The organism is Pseudarthrobacter sp. PH31-O2, assembly GCF_030063265.1.
Classification (GTDB): domain Bacteria; phylum Actinomycetota; class Actinomycetes; order Actinomycetales; family Micrococcaceae; genus Arthrobacter.
This window is the reverse complement of record NZ_JASIST010000004.1, coordinates 253,861-270,809: the sequence shown is the minus strand read 5'-3', so window position 1 is coordinate 270,809 and position 16,949 is coordinate 253,861. Positions and strand designations below refer to the sequence as shown.

Annotated in this window: 19 protein-coding genes; 13 read left to right on the top strand and 6 right to left on the bottom strand. The window is 65.1% G+C overall.

The features are described from left to right. On the bottom strand, positions 1-348 hold the full coding sequence (locus QMG72_RS08970) for a holo-ACP synthase (RefSeq protein WP_226774612.1): 348 nt from the start codon (positions 346-348) through the stop codon (positions 1-3). Positions 349-352: 4 nt separating this feature from the next. Next, positions 353-2,245 (bottom strand): glutamine--fructose-6-phosphate transaminase (isomerizing), encoded by a 1,893-nt coding sequence (glmS, locus tag QMG72_RS08965; RefSeq protein ID WP_226774611.1) that lies wholly within the window; start codon positions 2,243-2,245, stop codon positions 353-355. A gap of 130 nt (positions 2,246-2,375) precedes the next feature. Here glmS and coaA point away from each other — a divergent pair, with 130 nt between their 5' ends. The 3 genes from coaA (at position 2,376) to mscL (ending at position 4,761) form a co-directional block, all read left to right on the top strand. Next, positions 2,376-3,341, top strand: a complete 966-nt coding sequence (coaA, locus tag QMG72_RS08960) for a type I pantothenate kinase (protein WP_226774610.1) — start codon at positions 2,376-2,378, stop codon at positions 3,339-3,341. Positions 3,342-3,346: 5 nt separating this feature from the next. Further along, positions 3,347-4,252, top strand: coding sequence for a M15 family metallopeptidase (locus tag QMG72_RS08955; RefSeq protein ID WP_283480294.1), 906 nt, complete (start codon positions 3,347-3,349; stop codon positions 4,250-4,252). Positions 4,253-4,353: 101 nt separating this feature from the next. Beyond that, positions 4,354-4,761 carry a large conductance mechanosensitive channel protein MscL gene (mscL, locus tag QMG72_RS08950; RefSeq protein ID WP_253032200.1) on the top strand — a complete coding sequence of 136 codons (408 nt, stop codon included), beginning with the start codon at positions 4,354-4,356 and terminating at the stop codon, positions 4,759-4,761. 65 nt (positions 4,762-4,826) lie between these two features. Here mscL and glmM read toward each other — a convergent pair whose 3' ends face one another. The 3 genes from glmM to rplM all read right to left on the bottom strand — a co-directional run bounded on the left by glmM (position 4,827) and on the right by rplM (position 7,328). Next, positions 4,827-6,188, bottom strand: coding sequence for a phosphoglucosamine mutase (gene glmM / locus QMG72_RS08945; RefSeq protein WP_226774607.1), 1,362 nt, complete (start codon positions 6,186-6,188; stop codon positions 4,827-4,829). 150 nt (positions 6,189-6,338) lie between these two features. Then, the gene (gene rpsI, locus QMG72_RS08940; protein ID WP_069949264.1) at positions 6,339-6,848 is read right to left on the bottom strand and encodes a 30S ribosomal protein S9; all 510 of its coding nucleotides are present in this window, start codon (positions 6,846-6,848) and stop codon (positions 6,339-6,341) included. Between the two features lie 36 nt (positions 6,849-6,884). Continuing rightward, positions 6,885-7,328 carry a 50S ribosomal protein L13 gene (gene rplM / locus QMG72_RS08935; RefSeq protein ID WP_024367145.1) on the bottom strand — a complete coding sequence of 148 codons (444 nt, stop codon included), beginning with the start codon at positions 7,326-7,328 and terminating at the stop codon, positions 6,885-6,887. A gap of 308 nt (positions 7,329-7,636) precedes the next feature. On the opposite strand from rplM, the gene QMG72_RS08930 reads away from it, so the two are divergent. The 10 genes from QMG72_RS08930 to QMG72_RS08885 all read left to right on the top strand — a co-directional run bounded on the left by QMG72_RS08930 (position 7,637) and on the right by QMG72_RS08885 (position 15,989). Beyond that, on the top strand, positions 7,637-8,302 hold the full coding sequence (locus QMG72_RS08930; RefSeq protein ID WP_282359735.1) for a prepilin peptidase: 666 nt from the start codon (positions 7,637-7,639) through the stop codon (positions 8,300-8,302). A gap of 173 nt (positions 8,303-8,475) precedes the next feature. Beyond that, positions 8,476-8,682, top strand: a complete 207-nt coding sequence (locus tag QMG72_RS08925) for a Flp family type IVb pilin (RefSeq protein ID WP_226774605.1) — start codon at positions 8,476-8,478, stop codon at positions 8,680-8,682. An 86-nt stretch (positions 8,683-8,768) separates the two neighbouring features. Next, positions 8,769-9,149, top strand: coding sequence for a TadE/TadG family type IV pilus assembly protein (locus QMG72_RS08920; RefSeq protein ID WP_226774604.1), 381 nt, complete (start codon positions 8,769-8,771; stop codon positions 9,147-9,149). Further along, positions 9,137-10,057 (top strand): pilus assembly protein TadG-related protein, encoded by a 921-nt coding sequence (locus tag QMG72_RS08915; protein ID WP_226774603.1) that lies wholly within the window; start codon positions 9,137-9,139, stop codon positions 10,055-10,057. Before QMG72_RS08920 ends, QMG72_RS08915 begins: the two co-directional genes overlap by 13 nt. A gap of 11 nt (positions 10,058-10,068) precedes the next feature. Beyond that, positions 10,069-10,806 (top strand): Flp pilus assembly protein CpaB, encoded by a 738-nt coding sequence (gene cpaB / locus QMG72_RS08910; protein ID WP_226774602.1) that lies wholly within the window; start codon positions 10,069-10,071, stop codon positions 10,804-10,806. Beyond that, complete coding sequence (locus QMG72_RS08905; protein WP_282359736.1) at positions 10,803-12,008, top strand: CpaE/TadZ family protein; 1,206 nt, start codon at positions 10,803-10,805, stop codon at positions 12,006-12,008. The genes cpaB and QMG72_RS08905 overlap by 4 nt, the downstream gene beginning before the upstream one ends. Further along, positions 12,005-13,579, top strand: a complete 1,575-nt coding sequence (locus tag QMG72_RS08900; RefSeq protein WP_283480292.1) for a TadA family conjugal transfer-associated ATPase — start codon at positions 12,005-12,007, stop codon at positions 13,577-13,579. The genes QMG72_RS08905 and QMG72_RS08900 overlap by 4 nt, the downstream gene beginning before the upstream one ends. A 13-nt stretch (positions 13,580-13,592) precedes the next feature. Continuing rightward, the gene (locus QMG72_RS08895; protein ID WP_226774737.1) at positions 13,593-14,525 is read left to right on the top strand and encodes a type II secretion system F family protein; all 933 of its coding nucleotides are present in this window, start codon (positions 13,593-13,595) and stop codon (positions 14,523-14,525) included. 26 nt (positions 14,526-14,551) lie between these two features. Further along, the gene (locus QMG72_RS08890) at positions 14,552-15,436 is read left to right on the top strand and encodes a type II secretion system F family protein (RefSeq protein WP_282468022.1); all 885 of its coding nucleotides are present in this window, start codon (positions 14,552-14,554) and stop codon (positions 15,434-15,436) included. A gap of 88 nt (positions 15,437-15,524) precedes the next feature. Next, entirely contained in the window at positions 15,525-15,989 is a 465-nt protein-coding gene (locus QMG72_RS08885) for an Hpt domain-containing protein (RefSeq protein ID WP_226774739.1), read from the top strand. On the opposite strand, the gene QMG72_RS08880 is transcribed toward QMG72_RS08885, so the two are convergent. Beyond that, the gene (locus QMG72_RS08880) at positions 15,986-16,756 is read right to left on the bottom strand and encodes a response regulator transcription factor (protein ID WP_226774740.1); all 771 of its coding nucleotides are present in this window, start codon (positions 16,754-16,756) and stop codon (positions 15,986-15,988) included. The two genes, QMG72_RS08885 and QMG72_RS08880, sit on opposite strands and share 4 nt — an antisense overlap. Positions 16,757-16,949 lie beyond the last annotated feature (193 nt).

Genomic DNA, 16,949 nt, shown 5'->3' with positions numbered 1-16,949 from the left:
TCAGCTTTCGGCGATGACCGTCGCCGTGGCAATTCCGCCGTCGTGGCTCATCGACAGGTGCCAGCGTTTAACGCCCTTCGACTCCGCCACGGCAAGCACAGTTCCTTTGACCTGGACGGTGGGCCCGTGCTGGTCAAGACCGATCCAGCAGTCCTGCCAGTTCATGCCGGCCGGAGCGCCGAGGACCTTGGCCACGGCTTCCTTGGCGGCGAACCGGGCAGCCAGGGAGCGGGTGTTCAGTTCGCGCTCCGCCGGCACAAACAGCCTGTCACGCAGCCCGGGGGTGCGCTCCAGCTGCCGGCCGAACCGTTCAATGTCTACGACGTCTACGCCAATGCCAACAATCATGGCGCTATTCTACGGTCACGCTCTTGGCCAGGTTGCGAGGCTGGTCCACGTCGTAACCCTTGGCGGAGGCCAGGGCAAGGGCAAAGATCTGCAGTGGAACGGTACTGAGCAGCGGTGCCAGCAGCGTGGGGGTTTCGGGGATGTAGAAGACATGCTCGGCGTATGCCTTGACAGCCTCGTCGCCTTCTTCCGCGATGACGATGGTCTTGGCGCCGCGGGCCCGGACCTCCTGGATGTTGGAGACAACCTTGGCGTGCAGCGAGTCGCGGCCGCGGGGCGAGGGAACCACCACAAACACGGGCTGGCCCTCTTCGATCAGGGCGATCGGGCCGTGCTTGAGTTCACCGGCGGCAAAACCCTCGGCGTGGATGTAGGCGAGTTCCTTGAGCTTGAGCGCACCCTCCATTGCCACGGGGAAGCCGACGTGGCGGCCCAGGAACAGGACGGATTTGGCGTCCGCCATGGACTGGCCGAGTTCCTTGATCTGTGCTTCGTTGTCGAGGATCTGCTGGATCTTGGCCGGGATCTTGTTCAGGTCCGCGAGGATGTCCTTGATCTCGCCCTGGAACTTGTTGCCGCGCAGCTGGGCCAGGTAGAGGCCCAGGAGGTAGGCGGCGGTGATCTGCGCCAGGAAAGCCTTGGTGGAGGCGACGGCGATTTCCGGCCCGGCGTGGGTGTACAGCACGGCGTCGGACTCACGCGGGATGGTGGACCCGTTGGTGTTGCAGATCGAGACCGTTTTGGCGCCCTGTTCCTTGGCGTAACGGACGGCCATCAGGGTGTCCATGGTCTCGCCGGACTGGGAAATCGAGACGATCAGGGTGTTCTCGTCCACAATCGGGTCGCGGTAGCGGAATTCGTGCGAGAGCTCCACCTCGGTCGGGATCCGGCACCAGTGCTCGATCGCGTACTTGGCGACCTGGCCGGCGTAGGCGGAGGTGCCGCAGGCGAGGACGATGATCTTGTTGACGTTCTTGAGCAGTTCCGGATCTACCCGGAGCTCGTCGAGGGTCAGCTTGCCGTTGATGTCCGAGCGGCCCAACAGGGTCTGCAGGACGGCATCCGGCTGGTCGTGGATTTCTTTCTCCATAAAGGACGGGAAGCCGCCCTTTTCCGCCGAAGCCGGATCCCAGTTGACGTGGTATTCCTTGCCCTCGGCCGGGGCGCCGTAGAAGTCGGTGATTTCCACGGTGTCTGCGGTGATGGTGACGATCTGGTCCTGGCCGAGTTCGACGGCGCGCCGGGTGTAGTCGATGAACCCGGAGACGTCCGAGCCGAGAAAATTCTCGCCGTCACCGAGTCCGACGACGAGCGGGGAGTTCCGGCGGGCTGCCACCACAACATCGGGCTGGTCCGCGTGGACGGCGAGGAGGGTAAACGCACCTTCCAGGCGCTGGCAGGCAAGCTGCATGGCTTTGGTGAGGCCGCCGTTGGCGGGGTCGCCCTGGAGTTGATTCCGGTAGATATCGCCCAGGAGGGCCGCAGCGACTTCGGTGTCCGTCTCGGAGAGGAAAGTCACTCCCTTGTGCACGAGTTCCAGCTTGAGTTCGGCGAAGTTTTCGATGATGCCGTTGTGGATGACGGCCAGCTTGCCCCCGTCGGAGAGGTGCGGGTGCGCGTTCTGGTCCGTCGGACCGCCGTGGGTTGCCCATCGAGTGTGACCGATGCCGGTCAGCGAGTCAGGCAGCGGGTTGGCCTCAAGTTCGGCGATCAAGTTGCTCAGCTTGCCCGACTTTTTGCGCGATGAAATGGTTCCGTCCGCCACTACGGCGATCCCTGCAGAGTCGTAGCCCCGGTATTCCAAGCGCCGCAGTCCCTCAAGGACAACGTCCAGAGCATTGTGTCCAGTATTTACCCGGCCAGCGGAGTGGCCCACATATCCAACGATTCCACACATGGACACAAGCCTAGCGGGTTTCCCGGGCCCCCGGCGTAGGATCAGCAGCCAGCCCGCAACCTGCCTGCCGCGCGGCGGTCCGCTGACGGCCCATTTCGCTCTCGGCCCGGCGAAGGGCAGAATCTCTAGGGTGACTTTGCAACGCAATGATGCGAACGGCGACGGCGTCTCCCCGTTCGTGGAGCTGGACCGGCAGACCTGGTCCCGGCTCGCTGCCCAGATGGAGCAGCCCCTCAACCGGGAGGACGTGCTCCGTCTCCGTGGCCTCGGCGACCCCCTGGATATAAAGGAAGTCCGCGAGGTCTATCTCCCCTTGTCCCGGCTGCTGCATTTGTATGTCGAGGCGGCAGGCCAGCTCCATGCCGCGACCACAACATTCCTGGGAGAGCAGACCCAGCGCACGCCGTTTGTGATCGGCGTCGCCGGCTCGGTCGCCGTGGGCAAATCGACAATCGCCCGGGTACTCCGCGAGATGCTCCGCCGGTGGCCCGGTACCCCCAACGTGGAGCTGATCACCACCGACGGTTTCCTGTACCCGCTGGCCGAACTCAAGCGGCGGCAGCTCCTGGAACGGAAGGGATTCCCCGAATCCTACGACCGCCGCGCCCTGCTCCGCTTTGTCAGCGAGATCAAGGGCGGGGCCGAAGAAGTCCGGGCACCCTGGTACTCCCATGTAACGTACGACATCGTCCCGGGCAAGGAAGTGGTGGTGCGCCGCCCCGATGTGCTGATCGTTGAGGGGCTGAACGTGCTGGCGCCGGCCAGGCCGCGCCAGGACGGCCGGCAGGGGCTGGCGCTGAGTGACTTCTTCGACTTTTCCATCTATGTTGACGCCAAAACCTCCTATATAGAGGAATGGTACGTGGACCGCTTCCGCACCCTTAGGACCACGGCGTTCGCGCAGCCGGAGTCCTACTTCCACCGCTATGCCACGCTCTCGGATGCCGAGGCGGAACAGACTGCCCGGGATATCTGGAAACGCATCAACGAACCAAACCTCGAAGAGAACGTGCTCCCCACCAGGGGCCGTGCACAGCTGGTCCTCACCAAGGACGCAGACCACTCCATCCGCCGTATGCTGCTCCGCAAGGTGTAGCACACGTGTGCCATGACGGTTCGGCCGCGCCGCAGCCGGCACCGGAGTCAGCCGCCGGCCCCGGCAGGCGGGCTTTCAGCCGGCTCCTGCTGGCCGGCTCGGGCCTCGCGGTCCTCAGCGCCTGCGCTCCCGAAGGGATCCGGCCGCCGCCGTCCGTGTCGGCAACGCCGCCGGCAGCCACCGGGGGGACGGTTTCGGCGACGGCTGCGGCAGGGATTCTGCCGGACAGTCCCGCAGCCACCGAGCCAACAGCAGCAGCTCCGGCCCCGGCCCCGGCCCCCGCGGTGTCCACTGCCGCACCCCCGGCCCGGCACTCACTCACCGACCCGGCGAGCCCGTGGGTCATCGTGAACAAGCACCGGCCACTTTCCCCCGCCGACTTCGCTCCGGCCGGCCTCGTCCAGCCGCGGGTGCGCCTGGCCACCTCCGGCGAAGCGGCGCTACTGAACAGCACGACGGCGGCAGCAGCGGAAGAGATGTTTGCTGCGGCTGCGGCCGACGGCATCTCCATCACCCTGGCCAGCGGGTACCGCTCCTTCGCCACCCAGATCGCGACTTATAACAAGTGGGTGGCTGCGGAGGGGCAGGCCGGTGCGGATACCGCCTCCGCCCGGCCGGGCTATTCGGAACACCAGACGGGCTGGTCCTTCGACATCGGCGACGGCAGCGGGCAGGACAGCTTCACCCCCGCATTCGCCACGCAACCGGCAGCACTTTGGGCCAAGGCCAACGCCCATCGGTTTGGTTTTGTGGTGCGCTACCCGTGGATGTTCCACGAGCGAACCGGCTACTACTACGAACCCTGGCACCTGCGCTACGTGGGCGTGGAAGCGGCGGTCGATATGAACACCCGGGGCGTTGCGACTCTCGAGGAGTACTTCGGCCTCGAAGCGGCGCCGGGCTACCGGTAGGCCGGGTGCCTGGACCCGAGCTCCGGAGCGGCCGACCGACACGCTACGGGAACTAACCTCCCTGATACGGGGTGTTCACACAGGCGGGCTATTTTGAGGACATGCTAACCGGGTTCAAGAACTTTATTCTCAAGGGCAACGTCGTAGACCTTGCCGTCGCAGTCGTCATCGGCGCCGCTTTTGGCGCCGTGGTAACGGCACTAGTCCAGAGCGTGCTGATGCCGTTCATTGCAGGCCTGGTGGGTTCGCCCAACTTTGACAGTTTCGCCGTTGTTACCTTGAACGGAAATGACATCAAGTTCGGTGTGCTGCTGACCGCGATCGTCAACTTCCTCCTGATCGCGGCAGCTATCTACTTTGTTGTCGTCGTCCCCATGAACCACATGATCGAACGACGCAACCGCCGCCTCGGCATCAACGCCGACGTCAAGGCAGAAGCAGCCGAGGATCCCCAGATCGCCCTGCTCACCGAGATCCGCGACGCGCTCCAGAGCGGGCGCGCCAGCTAAAGGCGCCGCACGCAGTTGTGGCGTGTCCCCCGCGGGGGACACTCCACAACAGCGTGCGGGAAAGCTCAGTCGGCGACGAGCTCCAAGGCCAGCTCGGTCCGGACCACCTGGGCAAGGCGCTCCGCGACGTGCTGGGCCGTGTCCTGGGACTCCGCCTCAACCATCACCCGGACCACAGCCTCGGTGCCTGAGGGGCGCAGCAGGACCCGTCCGGTGTCTCCGAGCTCGGCCTCAGCCCGCGCAACGGCTTCAGCCACTGCGCCGTCGCCCTTGACCCGCGTGCGGTCCACTCCCCTGACGTTGATCAGGACCTGCGGAAGTTTGGTCATCACCGCGGCCAGTTCCTTCAACGGACGGCCGGTCAGTGCCACCTGGGCGGCAATCTGCAAGCCGGTGAGGACGCCGTCGCCGGTGGTGGCATGGTCGGCGAAGATCACGTGGCCGGACTGCTCGCCGCCAAGGTTGTAGCCGCCTTCGCGCATCCCTTCCAGGACGTAGCGGTCGCCCACTCCTGTTTCGCGCAGGCTGATGCCGGCTTCGCGCAGCGCGATCTTGAGGCCGAGGTTGCTCATCACTGTCGCGACGAGGACGTCGTCCTTGAGCTTGCCGGAGGCTTTCAGCGCAACGGCGAGGATGGCCATAATCTCATCGCCGTCCACTTCACCGCCTTCGTGGTCAACGGCCAGGCAGCGGTCCGCATCGCCGTCATGCGCAATCCCGAGGTCCGCACCGTGCTCCAGGACTGCTTGCTTGAGCGGTCCCAGATGGGTGGAGCCAACGCCGTCGTTGATGTTCAGGCCGTCCGGTTCCGCGCCGATAACAACAACGTCAGCGCCGGCGTCCTTGAAGACCTGGGGGGAACAGCCACTCGCCGCACCGTGGGCACAGTCCAAAACGACCTTAAGACCGTCCAGGCGGTGTGGGAGGGTGCCGAGCAGATGGACGATGTAACGGTCCTCGGCGTCCGAGAAACGCTGGATCCGGCCAACATCGCCCCCGATCGGCCGGAATGGCTCTTTGCCGAGCTGTTCCTCGATGGCGTCTTCAACGGCGTCAGGGAGCTTCTGGCCGCCACGGGCAAAAAACTTGATGCCGTTATCCGGGGCAGGATTGTGCGAAGCGGAGATCATCACACCGAAGTCTGCGTCGAGATCTGCCACCAGATAAGCCGCGGCCGGGGTCGGCAGCACACCGGCGTCGTACACGTCGATCCCGGAGCTGGAAAGCCCCGCTTCGACGGCAGCTGCGATGAATTCACCACTGGCCCGGGGGTCCCGGGCGACCACGGCACGCGGCCGGGTCACGCTCGTATTACGGTCGTGGCCAAGCACCACTGCCGCGGCCTGGGCCAGCTGCATCGCCAGCTCGGCCGTCAGCAGGCCGTTCGCCAAACCCCGGACACCATCTGTTCCAAATAATCTAGACATCGGGTCAAGTTTAGACGATGGCGGGCCATCTTCCGCCCGTCGGGCCCCGCCGAGCCCGCGGCGCCGGCCGAATACCGGCCGTTGCGGAGGGCAAACGGCGAAAGCCCGCCCCGCCACAATGGGCGGAACGGGCTTTCGCGCCAGCGCAGTTTAGCGCTTGGAGTACTGCTGAGCCTTACGGGCCTTCTTGAGGCCGGCCTTCTTGCGCTCGATGACGCGGGCGTCACGACGCAGGTAACCGGCCTTCTTCAAGGTGGCCCGGTTGTTCTCGGTGTCGATCTCGTTCAGTGAACGGGCGATGCCGAGGCGCAGGGCACCGGCCTGGCCGGAAATTCCGCCACCGTGGATACGGGCGAAGACGTCATAGGCGCCATCAAGATCAAGGATCTTGAAGGGCTCGTTGACGTCCTGCTGGTGCAGCTTGTTCGGGAAGTAGTTGGCCAGTTCGCGGCCGTTGATGATCCACTTGCCGGTGCCGGGCACGATGCGAACGCGTGCGACGGCTTCCTTGCGACGGCCAACTGCTGCACCGGCAACCGTGAGGGCCGGGCGTTCCTTCTTGGGCGCTTCTGCTTCTGCAGGACCGCTTTCCGAGGTGTAGCTGGTCAGGTTTTCCTCAGCCACAACGGCCTCGGTGGTCAGTTCTTCGTTCTGAGCCACGATTCTCCTTGATAAAAAGTTGGTTGGTGGCCAGGACTACTGGGCGACCTGGGTGATTTCGTACGTCTTGGGCTGCTGGGCTGCGTGGGGGTGCTCTGCACCCTTGTAGACCTTCAGCTTGCCCAGCTGCTGTGCAGCGAGGGAGTTCTTCGGGAGCATGCCCTTGATGGCCTTCTCCACGGCGCGAACCGGGTTGGATTCCAGCAGCTCCGCGTAGGTGACCGAGGTCAGGCCGCCCGGGTAGCCGGAGTGGCGGTATGCGCGCTTCTGCTCCAGCTTGGCGCCGGTGAGGGCAACCTTTTCAGCGTTGATGATGATGACGAAATCGCCCATGTCCATGTGGGACGCAAAGGTGGCCTTGTGCTTGCCGCGCAGCAGGATTGCGGTCTGGCTGGCAAGACGACCAAGGACAACGTCGGTGGCGTCAATGACGTGCCACTGGCGGTTGATATCGCCGGGCTTCGGGGTGTACGTACGCACGGTGTTTGCCTCGTTCTTGTTCTGGCGTTCTTGTTTTAGGCGTCACACGAAGGTGCACCTACTATCTATGCGTTACCGGAACAGAGGTGAGGGCTCTATGTAACCAGTCATCCTGAGGTCTCGACTGTGCCCACCGGGTAGTCATCCTGCAACCGGATTCCCACGTGGGCACGCATCATCGAGAAGGACACGCACAACGACTACCAAGAATAGCCGAAGACGTGTCGCTGGGTCAAAATGGGGTGTCCCCGTGCACGGTGCACGGTCAGCCCGGCCCGCCCCCGTGCTGCTCCAGTCAGGGAGTCCTAGTGTCCTTATCAGGTATTGCAGCCAGCGCCGGGCCGCTCCTCGTCATTTCCGCGGGACTGTTCGGCCTGTTCGCGGCGATGCTCTCCGAGCTGGCGATCGCTCGCTCGCTCCCCCGCCTTGGCGTATTGCCGGCCAGATGGACACGAATTACGACGTCGGCCCTGACTGGCCTATTTTGCGTCGCCCTGGCACTCCGGTTCGGTGCGGTCTGGTCGCTGCCAGCCTTTCTGGTGCTTGGCGTGCTCGCCGTCCAGCTGGCCCGCATCGACCTCACTCTCCGCCTGCTGCCAAATCCACTCGTGGGCGCCTTGCTCGTGTCCGGCTTGGCGCTCTTCGCTGTCAGTAGCGTGGCCACGACCGATTGGTTCGGGTTTCTTCGCGCAGTGGCCGGGGCGGCGGTCTTGTTCGTTGTATTCCTGAGCCTGGCGCTCGTGTCGCCGCATGGCATCGGAATGGGCGATGTGAAGCTCGCCGCTCCTGTGGGCCTCCACCTGGGTTTCCTGGGTTGGAGCCAGGTACTTTACGGCGGCGCCCTGGGCTTCGTCATCGGGGGGATTGTCTCCCTAGTCGCGATCCGGCGGCAGGTACCGGGCCGAGCGGCTGAGGTTGCTTTTGGGCCCTCTCTGCTCGCGGCGGCCCTGGGGGTTGTTTTGTTCACGTCGTAGCCCGCGAGGAGCGCTCCATTTCCCAGCGTAGGCACAGGTCCAGCGCAGGAACAGCCCGTACGTCAAGCCTTTGCGCAGCTTGCGCGCAGCACCGGCCCGAAGCGTCCTGGCACGTTCTAACGTATACTCTGGAGCTGGCGCTGGGCCAGCCGCATCTCTCTTCAGGAGTCTTTATGTTCGCTCGTCTGGCAGCAAACCTGCACACCCTCGGTTTCACGCTCCAGTCCCGCCTTCGCAACGATGAAAAGGGCGCCACCGCGGTCGAATACGGCCTCCTGGTGGCCCTGATCGCCGTGGTCCTGATCGTCGGTGTCACCGCTTTCGGCAAAGACCTGAGCGCCTTCTTCACGGGCCTCAGCGCCAAGACCACGCTCAAGTAGCCGGCCCGGCCGGACAGCTGCCTCTCGAGGCGCTGCGGTGCCTCGGTTGATTGTGGCCGCATTCCCTACGTCTGCCGAAAGAAGCAATGGAACGATCATCCTCAGAGCGCGGCGCCGCCGCAGTCGAGTTCGCCTTGATCGTTCCGTTGCTTCTTTTGCTTCTTCTGGGGGTTATCGAGTTTGGCCGGGTCTTCAACGCCCAGCTGCAGCTGAGCGCCGCCGCCCGGGAATCGGTACGGGTGATGGCCATCCAGAAGCTGCCCGGCACGGCGATCAACACGGCGATCGCTGCGGCGCCAAACCTCAATCCCCGGCTCAACGCCGGGAACATCCAGGTCACGCCGGCGTCCTGCGCCGCCGCCACGGATGTAACGGTCACCATCACCTACTCCGTGGATCTGTTGTCCGGCCTCTTCGCCGACTCTGTCCCGCTGACCGGACGGGCGGTGATGCGATGCGGCGGCTGAACAGGCAGCTGAGGAACGGGGAAGACGGCGCCGTGGCCGTGATCATGGCAATTTTTATGGTGGTGTTGCTCGGCATGACCGCAATCGTGGTGGACGTCGGCATGATCTATGCGGAACGGTTCCAGCTACAGAACGGGGCCGACGCTGCGGCTCTGGCCATTGCTCAGGACTGCGCTGCGGGAAGATGCACCAATCCCGACGCCACGGCCACGCTGCTCGCCGGGAAGAACGCCCACGACGGGGTTTCCGCCGCCACGGCCGTCATTTCCGGGAACTCCGTGACGGTCCGGACCAGCACCGCCACCCCGGACGGCGGCAGCGCCGTCCGGCACTGGTTTGCCCCGGTCCTGGGCATCAAGTCCACCACGGTAGAGGCGGAGGCAAAGGCCTCGTGGGGCAGCCCGTCAAAAGCCACCGTTTTTCCGTTCACCGCCCCCCGTTGCATTTTCGATTCGGCACCCAAAGATGTTGAGCTTTGGATCACCAGTACCTCCACCTGCACCGGCGCAGGTGGCCAAACATTACCGGGCGCTTTTGGCTGGCTAGACGCAGACGCAAGGAATGACTGCCAGACTTCCGTCGACGTCCACCAGGTCATCGGCGGCGAGCCGGGCAAGAGCGGCCCCAAGGGATGCCACATTGATGGCACCACCATCCTCCTTCCGGTCTACGCCAGCGCCTCCGGCAACGGAAACAACGTGTCATACGTTATCGACGGTTTCGCCGCCCTCAAAGTGACCGCGCACAGCTGGCCGAGCGAGCAGCGATCGGAGGCTGGCTGCAATAAGTGCACGGGCGTCAAGGGCAAATTCATTACGCTGGTCTCCCTCGCGGATCTCCAGTCTTTCGGCGTTGAGGAGCTGGACGGAAAGTCCCTCAACGCCTTCTTCGTCGCGTTAACCCTGTAGGAGCAATCAGAGTGAACAGCAGAGTCCTGGCATCGGTAGCAGCCGTCGTGCTGGCAGTGGTCGGGAGCATCCTGCTGGTCTCCTACACCAACGGCGCAGAGCAGCGAGCTTTCGCTGGAGTCCAGACCTCCGAGGTGCTCATAGTCAGCGCGGCGGTGCCCGCCGGAACCCCTTCAGCCACGGTGCTGCAGAGCGCCACGCGGCAAGCTGTGCCCGCAAAGACTCTTGCGGCTGACGCCGTGTCCGATCCTGCAGCCATCAGCGGACTCGTCACAACCGTGGACCTGGTGCCCGGTGAACAGCTCCTGCGCACCCGATTCCGGGATCCGGCCACCACGACGGACCCGGGGACTGCCACTGTGCCGGCCGGGATGCAGGAGGTGTCGATCCTCCTGGCGCCGCAGCGCGCGGTGGGCGGACTGCTCAAGGCCGGGGACACCGTGGGGATCTTCATCTCCCTCGGTGCTGGCATAACCAAACCGCCGGCGGAAGTCACGCATCTGACGCTGCACAAAGTCCTAGTCACTGCCGTCCAGGGAGCAACCGCCCCTGTCACGGAAAAATCGAGCTCCGAAGCCAGCCCGGGGGCCGCATCCGAGAACTTGCTGGTGACCCTGGCACTGACCTCGGCAAACGCGGAGAAAGTTGTCTATGGACAGGAGTTCGGCACCATCTGGCTCTCCGGCGAACCCTCAACCGCCGGGGAAGACGGCACCCGCGAACTGAGCCGCGAGGGGATCTACAAGTGAGCCGTTACGTCGTCGTGACCGATGATCCTGGCCTGCCGGGCCGGATCGGGGCAGCCGCCACGGGGCCCTTGCAGGGGGACGTCCACCGCTGGCAGGGCGGCAGGCTTCCGGGGCGCCCTGCCGACGTTCGGAGCCAGTTGGAACGCCCCGCTGATCTCGAGGTTCTGATCCTTGGCCCGGGCATGCCGCTGGAGCTGGCGCTGACGCTCGCGACGGCGTTCGACGTAGAATGCCCCGAAGTGGCGGTACTCCTGGCGGCTCAGCCGGACCCCGGCGTTGTGCTGGCGGCGCTGCGCGCCGGAGTCCTTGACCTGCTGGAACCGGAGGCCGGTGCTGCCGAGATCGCGGCGCTGCTCCACCGTGCCGTGCGTAGCGCCGCTGTGCACCGCAGAGCTGTGCCCGTGGAACAGACCAAGGCTGCGACGCCTGCCGGGCGGGTCATCGCCGTCGTCTCACCCAAGGGCGGCGTCGGAAAGACGACTATCGCGAGCAATCTCGCAGTGGGCCTCGCCAGGTCAGCGCCGCACGGCGCAGTTTTGGTGGATCTGGATCTGCAGTTCGGCGACGTTGCCAGCGCACTCGCCATCTCCGCTGAACACTCGGTGTCCGACGCCGTACACGGTCCCGCGCGGCGGGACACCATGGTGCTCAAGACGTTCCTGAGCGCCCATCCCAGTGGTCTCTATGCACTCTGCGCCCCGGACTCCCCCGACGCCGCCGAGGGACTGACCGGCGAGGACGTTGCCCACCTGCTCGGCCAACTGGCCAGCCAGTACCGCTATGTTGTAGTGGACACCGCCCCCGGCCTGTCGGACCACACCCTTGCCGCCTTGGACCAAGCCACGGATTTCATCTTCGTCACCGGTCCTGATGTGCCGGGCGTCCGGGGCATGCGCAGGGAACTGGACGTGCTGGCCGAGCTGGGGATGCATCCGCTCAAGCGGCATATGATCCTCAACGGCGCGGACTTCAAGGCCGGCGTCTCACTGCGCGATGTGGAGACTGCGCTGGGAACCAGCGTGGACGTGGTGATACCGCGCTCCCGAGCGGTCGCTCTTTCCACCAACCAGGGATCCCCCCTGCTGAACGGAGCGGTCCGCGGACCGGCCACCAAAGCACTGCAAACATTGTTGGCCCGCTTCGTCGCCCCTGCAGTCCCGCCCCGGCGGTACGGGCCCCGGCACCGGGTAGGAGCCAAATGAACCTCGCCCAGCGCCTGCAGGCTGCCCGCGACACTGCCGGACAGCAGGCCCGTTACGAAGCACCCGCACGTCCTGACCGCCCCGCACCCGCATCCTCACTGATGCCCGCCCCGGACCCGACCTCTATCCCTGCCCCTGCGCCTGGCCCTGCACCGGTCCCGGCCCCGGTCAAGAGTGCGCCGGACGCCCGCTCCGTTCGCGCGGCAGGCACCACCCAGCCGGTTCCCCCGTACGCCGCCGGGAGTCCCCGGAAACCCGCGCCGGCGGCGGCCGCCCCGGCCCGGGACGCCCTGGCGAAGTTGAAAGATCGGGCCGGTTCCATTTTGTTCGAACGGCTGGGCACCCGGCTGATTGATACGTCCCTGACCGAGGATCAGCTGCACGCGCTGGTGCAGCAAGAGCTCATCGAGGTGGTCGAGGCCGAGCAGGTGCCGCTGACCAAGGATGAAAGACAACGCCTGATCAAGGGCGTCAGCGATGACGTCCTGGGCTACGGACCCCTGCAGCGCCTCCTTGACGACGAGAGCATCACGGAGATCATGGTCAACGGCCCGGACATGATCTACGTCGAACAGGATGGGAAACTGACCCGCAGCAGGGTCCGTTTCGCCTCCGAAGCGCACCTCCGGAAGGTCATCGAGCGCATCGTTGCGCGGGTGGGACGGCGCATCGATGAATCCTCGCCCTTGGTGGACGCCCGGCTGGCCGACGGATCCAGAGTCAACGCCGTTGTCCCGCCGCTGGCCGTCAACGGGTCGTCACTGACCATCCGCAAATTCGCCACCGACCCCTTCCAGGTCCACGACCTCATCGGCTTCGGCACGCTGTCCCCGGAAATGGCCGAGCTCCTCGACGCCTGCGTCAAAGCCCGCCTGAACATCATCGTCTCGGGCGGCACCGGGACGGGCAAAACCACGCTGCTCAACGTCCTGTCCAGCTTCATTCCGGACGGCGAACGCATCGTCACCATCGAGGACGCCGTCGAGCTCCAACTGCAGCAGGACCATGTGGTCCGGCTGGAGAGCAGGCCCAGCAACATTGAGGGTAAAGGCGAAATCACCATCCGCGACCTCGTCCGCAACTCCCTCCGGATGCGGCCCGACCGGATCGTGGTGGGTGAGGTCAGAGGCGGAGAGACCCTGGACATGCTGCAGGCCATGAACACCGGCCACGATGGTTCCCTGTCCACGGTCCACTCAAACTCCCCCCGGGATGCCATCGCCCGGCTCGAAACCCTGGTACTGATGGCCGGGATGGACCTGCCGCTGCGCGCAGTCCGGGAACAGATCGCCTCCGCCGTGGACGTGATCGTCCAACTCACCCGGCTCCGCGACGGCACCCGCCGCGTCACCCATGTCACCGAAGTCCAGGGCATGGAAGGCGAGATCGTGACCCTTCAAGACGCATTTGTCTTCGACTACAGCGCCGGACTCGATGCCAACGGCCGTTTCCTCGGCAAGCCGATGCCCACCGGGGTCCGCCCGCGGTTTACGGACCGCTTCACGGAACTCGGCATAGAGCTCTCCCCCGGGATTTTCAATCCTGCTCCCGTATTGGCCCGGGCCCGATGACGAAGGCAAACTCATGGAAATGATCCTGGGATTTCTGTTGAGCTACGCGGCCCTGGGCGTTGCCGTTCTGTTCGTTGTGGCGCCGCGTAGGCCGGCCACCCTGCTCAACCGGCGGGCCGCCACAGTTCCCGGCCGGAGCACCTTAGCCGGGGGTATGGGGGCCCGGGCAACTGCAGCCGTGGAATCCCTGTTGAAGCGGCGGAACTACACTGCAGCGGTGGCGGCATCGCTGGAACAGGCAGGCCTCAGTATGAGGGCCGCGGAGTTTGTGGTGCTCGGACTGGCCGGCGCGGCCATCATCGGCGCCGTAGCGCTGGCCGTGCTAGGTCCGCTTCCGGCGTTGATTCTCCTGCTACTCTCGCCGTTCGGTGCGCGCTTCATCCTGCGGTTCCTGGCATCGCGCCGCCGAGCAAAATTCGCCGCACAGCTCGACGAGACCCTGCAGCTTCTCGCCGGTGGCCTGCGCGCCGGCCACAGCCTGCTGCGCGCCATTGACGCGGTGGCCGGGGAAGCCGAGGCCCCCACCACCGCTGAGTTCGCACGGATCATCAACGAAACGAGGCTCGGCCGGGATCTGGGCGAGGCTCTGGACGACGCCGCCCTGCGCATGCGCTCGGAGGATTTTTCATGGGTGGCCCAAGCCATCGCCATCCACCGGGAGGTTGGCGGCAACTTGGCTGACGTGCTGGACCAGGTGGGCCAGACCATCCGGGAGCGGAGCCAGATCCGCGGCCAGGTGAAGGCTCTCAGCGCCGAAGGGAAGATCTCGGCGCTGGTCCTGATGCTGCTGCCGGTGGCGATCACGGGAGCCTTGATGGTCATCAGCCCGGGGTACATGGATCCCATGGTGACCACACCGCTGGGCCTCACGATGGTCGGCGCCGCGGCAGTCCTCTTCAGTCTGGGCGGACTCTGGCTGCGCAAAGTCGTTCAGTTCAAGTTCTAGCGAAGGCCTGAGAGGAGAAGTTTCTTATGTCGGCAACGGCTAGTGCAGCTATCGGATTGATCATGGCGGCTATTGCCCTGGCAACGTGGTCCGTCGTCGGCACCCGTGTCGCCGGGAAGGATTCCATCGTGGCAAACCTGTCCCGGGGGCTTGTTCCCGCCAAGAAGCCCGTCAAAGCGAGGAACTCGGTACTGGAGTCTTTCGCCGGACGGTTCACCCCCCGGCGTCTGGTGGCAAACCTGGACCGGCAGCTCGCCCTGGCGGGCCGTCCTCCCGCGTGGCCGCTCAAGCGCCTCATGGCCGCCAAATTCGCCGCCGCGGGCATCGCCGTCGTCGTCGGGTTACTGCTGATCAGAGATGATCCCAGCGCCAAGACACTGTGGCTCTCGATCGCCGTAACCATGGTTGGCTATTTCCTCCCCGATCTCCTGATCTACAGCAGGGGGCTCGAGCGCCAGGCCACCATCGGACTGGAACTGCCGGATACGCTGGATCAGATGACCATCGCTGTGGAAGCCGGCCTGGGGTTCGATGCCGCCATGTCACGGACCGGCCAAAACGGAAAAGGACCACTGGCCGCCGAGCTGGTCCGGACCCTGCAGGATATGCACATCGGGATGTCTCGCCGCGAGGCGTACCTGGCCCTCGCGGACCGGACCGGCGCGCCGGACCTCCGTCGCTTCGTCAACGCCATCCTGCAGGCGGACCGGTACGGAATCTCGATTTCCGCGGTACTCCGGACGCAGGCCAGCGAAATGCGGCGGAAGCGCCGGCAGCGGGCCGAGGAGCAAGCCATGAAGATCCCCGTCAAGGTCCTTTTCCCGCTCATGCTCTGCATCCTGCCCGTGCTCTTCATCGCACTGCTCGGCCCAGCCGTCATTAACGCCATCGCGACTTTCAGCGGCTTGTAAGGAGACCTTCCTGCGGCAAGCCGAAAGGTTTCCGCAGGAACCCCCAGAACGCGGAGCGTGTCCGGGTGGAGGCAGTAACGTTGGGCACATGTGCATTACAAGTCCCCCAGACGACGGCGGCGCGAACACTGCCCCCTCGGGCGAGGCCACCGCCAGCGGACCCAGCCTGAAAGTCCGCGAGGCAGCCGATCCAGCAGTTGCACCCCTCGTCGACCCTGCGGCGCTCCAGGATCTCGGTACCCAGCTGGACAGCCCTTCCGCAGCCAAAGGTTTCGCCAGAGACTACGCAAAGATGTGGGATCGCCGCTACAGCTGCCTGGCGTCGGCGCTGGGGCGCCGGGACCAGGCCGGCTCCCTGGAGGCTGTGCTGAGCCTTAAAACGTCCTCGGAGATGGTTGGCGGAGTGCGACTGGCCGAGCTCGCCGCAGAACTTGAGGCTGCCATCCGAGCCGGCGACATGGACCGCGCCCGGTCCCTCCTGGCCGAAGTTGCCGAGAGCGGCAGCGACACCGTGGACGAACTGCAGTACGGCTTCATCCTCCGGGAAAACTAGCCGCGCTGGGGAGCGAGCCGATACCCCACACCGCGGATCGTCTGAAGCCAGCGCGGCTGCAGCGGATCCTCGCGCAGCTTCCGCCGAAGATTCCCGATATGGACCTCAACGGCCCGCTCGTCGGATTCACCGATATAGGCATCCGTCGGGTAATACTCGCCACGCACCACGCGGACCAGGTCAGACTTGGAGCGGACGGCACCGGCTCCCTTGAGCAAGGCATGCAGTAGATCGAACTCGCTGCGGGTAAGGCTGGTGGCCGCACCTTCCACGGTGACCGTCCTGCTGTCCGGGTTAAGTTCCAGACCGTTGTGACGCAACATGGAATCCTGCGGCACAGCCGGGGCGGCCGAACCCGCAGCGACCGCAGTGCCGAGTGGTGCGCTGATAGTGTTCTGCCGGGGCCGCCGCATCATCGCCGCCACCCTGGCACGGAGTTCGCGGGGCCTGAAGGGTTTGGTCAAAAAATCGTCGGCGCCGGTGTGCAGCGCGGTGAGTGTGTCCACCTCGTCCGTTCGCGCTGTCAACATCACGACGTACGCATCACTGAACAGGCGGATCCGGCGCAGTACTTCGAAGCCGTCGATGTCGGGCAGCCCAACGTCCAAGGTGACGACGTCAGCGTCCAAGCGACGGACGACGTCCACCCCTTCCCGGCCGCGGTCTGCCAAATGGACGTCGAATCCCGCCTGGCTCAGTACGGCTTCGATCAGGTTTCGAACGTCTTCGTCGTCCTCAACGACGACAGCGACTCCAAGGTCAGTCATGGCGCCCCTCACATCAGGTCCTGCTCCATCTTCCGACGCGGACGCGCCGGCAATGCTGATCACACCGGCCCCCACCGGCATTGTCAGGATACCCACGGGGACCCGGAAAAGACGGTTCCGGCGCAGGAATAGAAGGCCAATTCCTAAGTGTTGAGTCAATCTTGTGTGACAGGAGGTGTAAAACTGGAGAAGC

Excerpts from the sequence above, each read along its gene's own strand:
- QMG72_RS08970 (WP_226774612.1), bottom strand. The coding sequence starts at position 348 with ATGATTGTTGGCATTGGCGTAGACGTCGTAGACATTGAACGGTTCGGC.
- glmS (WP_226774611.1), bottom strand. The coding sequence starts at position 2,245 with ATGTGTGGAATCGTTGGATATGTGGGCCACTCCGCTGGCCGGGTAAAT.
- mscL (WP_253032200.1), top strand. The coding sequence starts at position 4,354 with ATGCTAACCGGGTTCAAGAACTTTATTCTCAAGGGCAACGTCGTAGAC.
- glmM (WP_226774607.1), bottom strand. The coding sequence starts at position 6,188 with ATGTCTAGATTATTTGGAACAGATGGTGTCCGGGGTTTGGCGAACGGC.
- QMG72_RS08925 (WP_226774605.1), top strand. The coding sequence starts at position 8,476 with ATGTTCGCTCGTCTGGCAGCAAACCTGCACACCCTCGGTTTCACGCTC.
- QMG72_RS08920 (WP_226774604.1), top strand. The coding sequence starts at position 8,769 with ATGGAACGATCATCCTCAGAGCGCGGCGCCGCCGCAGTCGAGTTCGCC.
- QMG72_RS08915 (WP_226774603.1), top strand. The coding sequence starts at position 9,137 with ATGCGGCGGCTGAACAGGCAGCTGAGGAACGGGGAAGACGGCGCCGTG.
- QMG72_RS08900 (WP_283480292.1), top strand. The coding sequence starts at position 12,005 with ATGAACCTCGCCCAGCGCCTGCAGGCTGCCCGCGACACTGCCGGACAG.
- QMG72_RS08895 (WP_226774737.1), top strand. The coding sequence starts at position 13,593 with ATGGAAATGATCCTGGGATTTCTGTTGAGCTACGCGGCCCTGGGCGTT.
- QMG72_RS08890 (WP_282468022.1), top strand. The coding sequence starts at position 14,552 with ATGTCGGCAACGGCTAGTGCAGCTATCGGATTGATCATGGCGGCTATT.
- QMG72_RS08885 (WP_226774739.1), top strand. The coding sequence starts at position 15,525 with ATGTGCATTACAAGTCCCCCAGACGACGGCGGCGCGAACACTGCCCCC.
- QMG72_RS08880 (WP_226774740.1), bottom strand. The coding sequence starts at position 16,756 with ATGACTGACCTTGGAGTCGCTGTCGTCGTTGAGGACGACGAAGACGTT.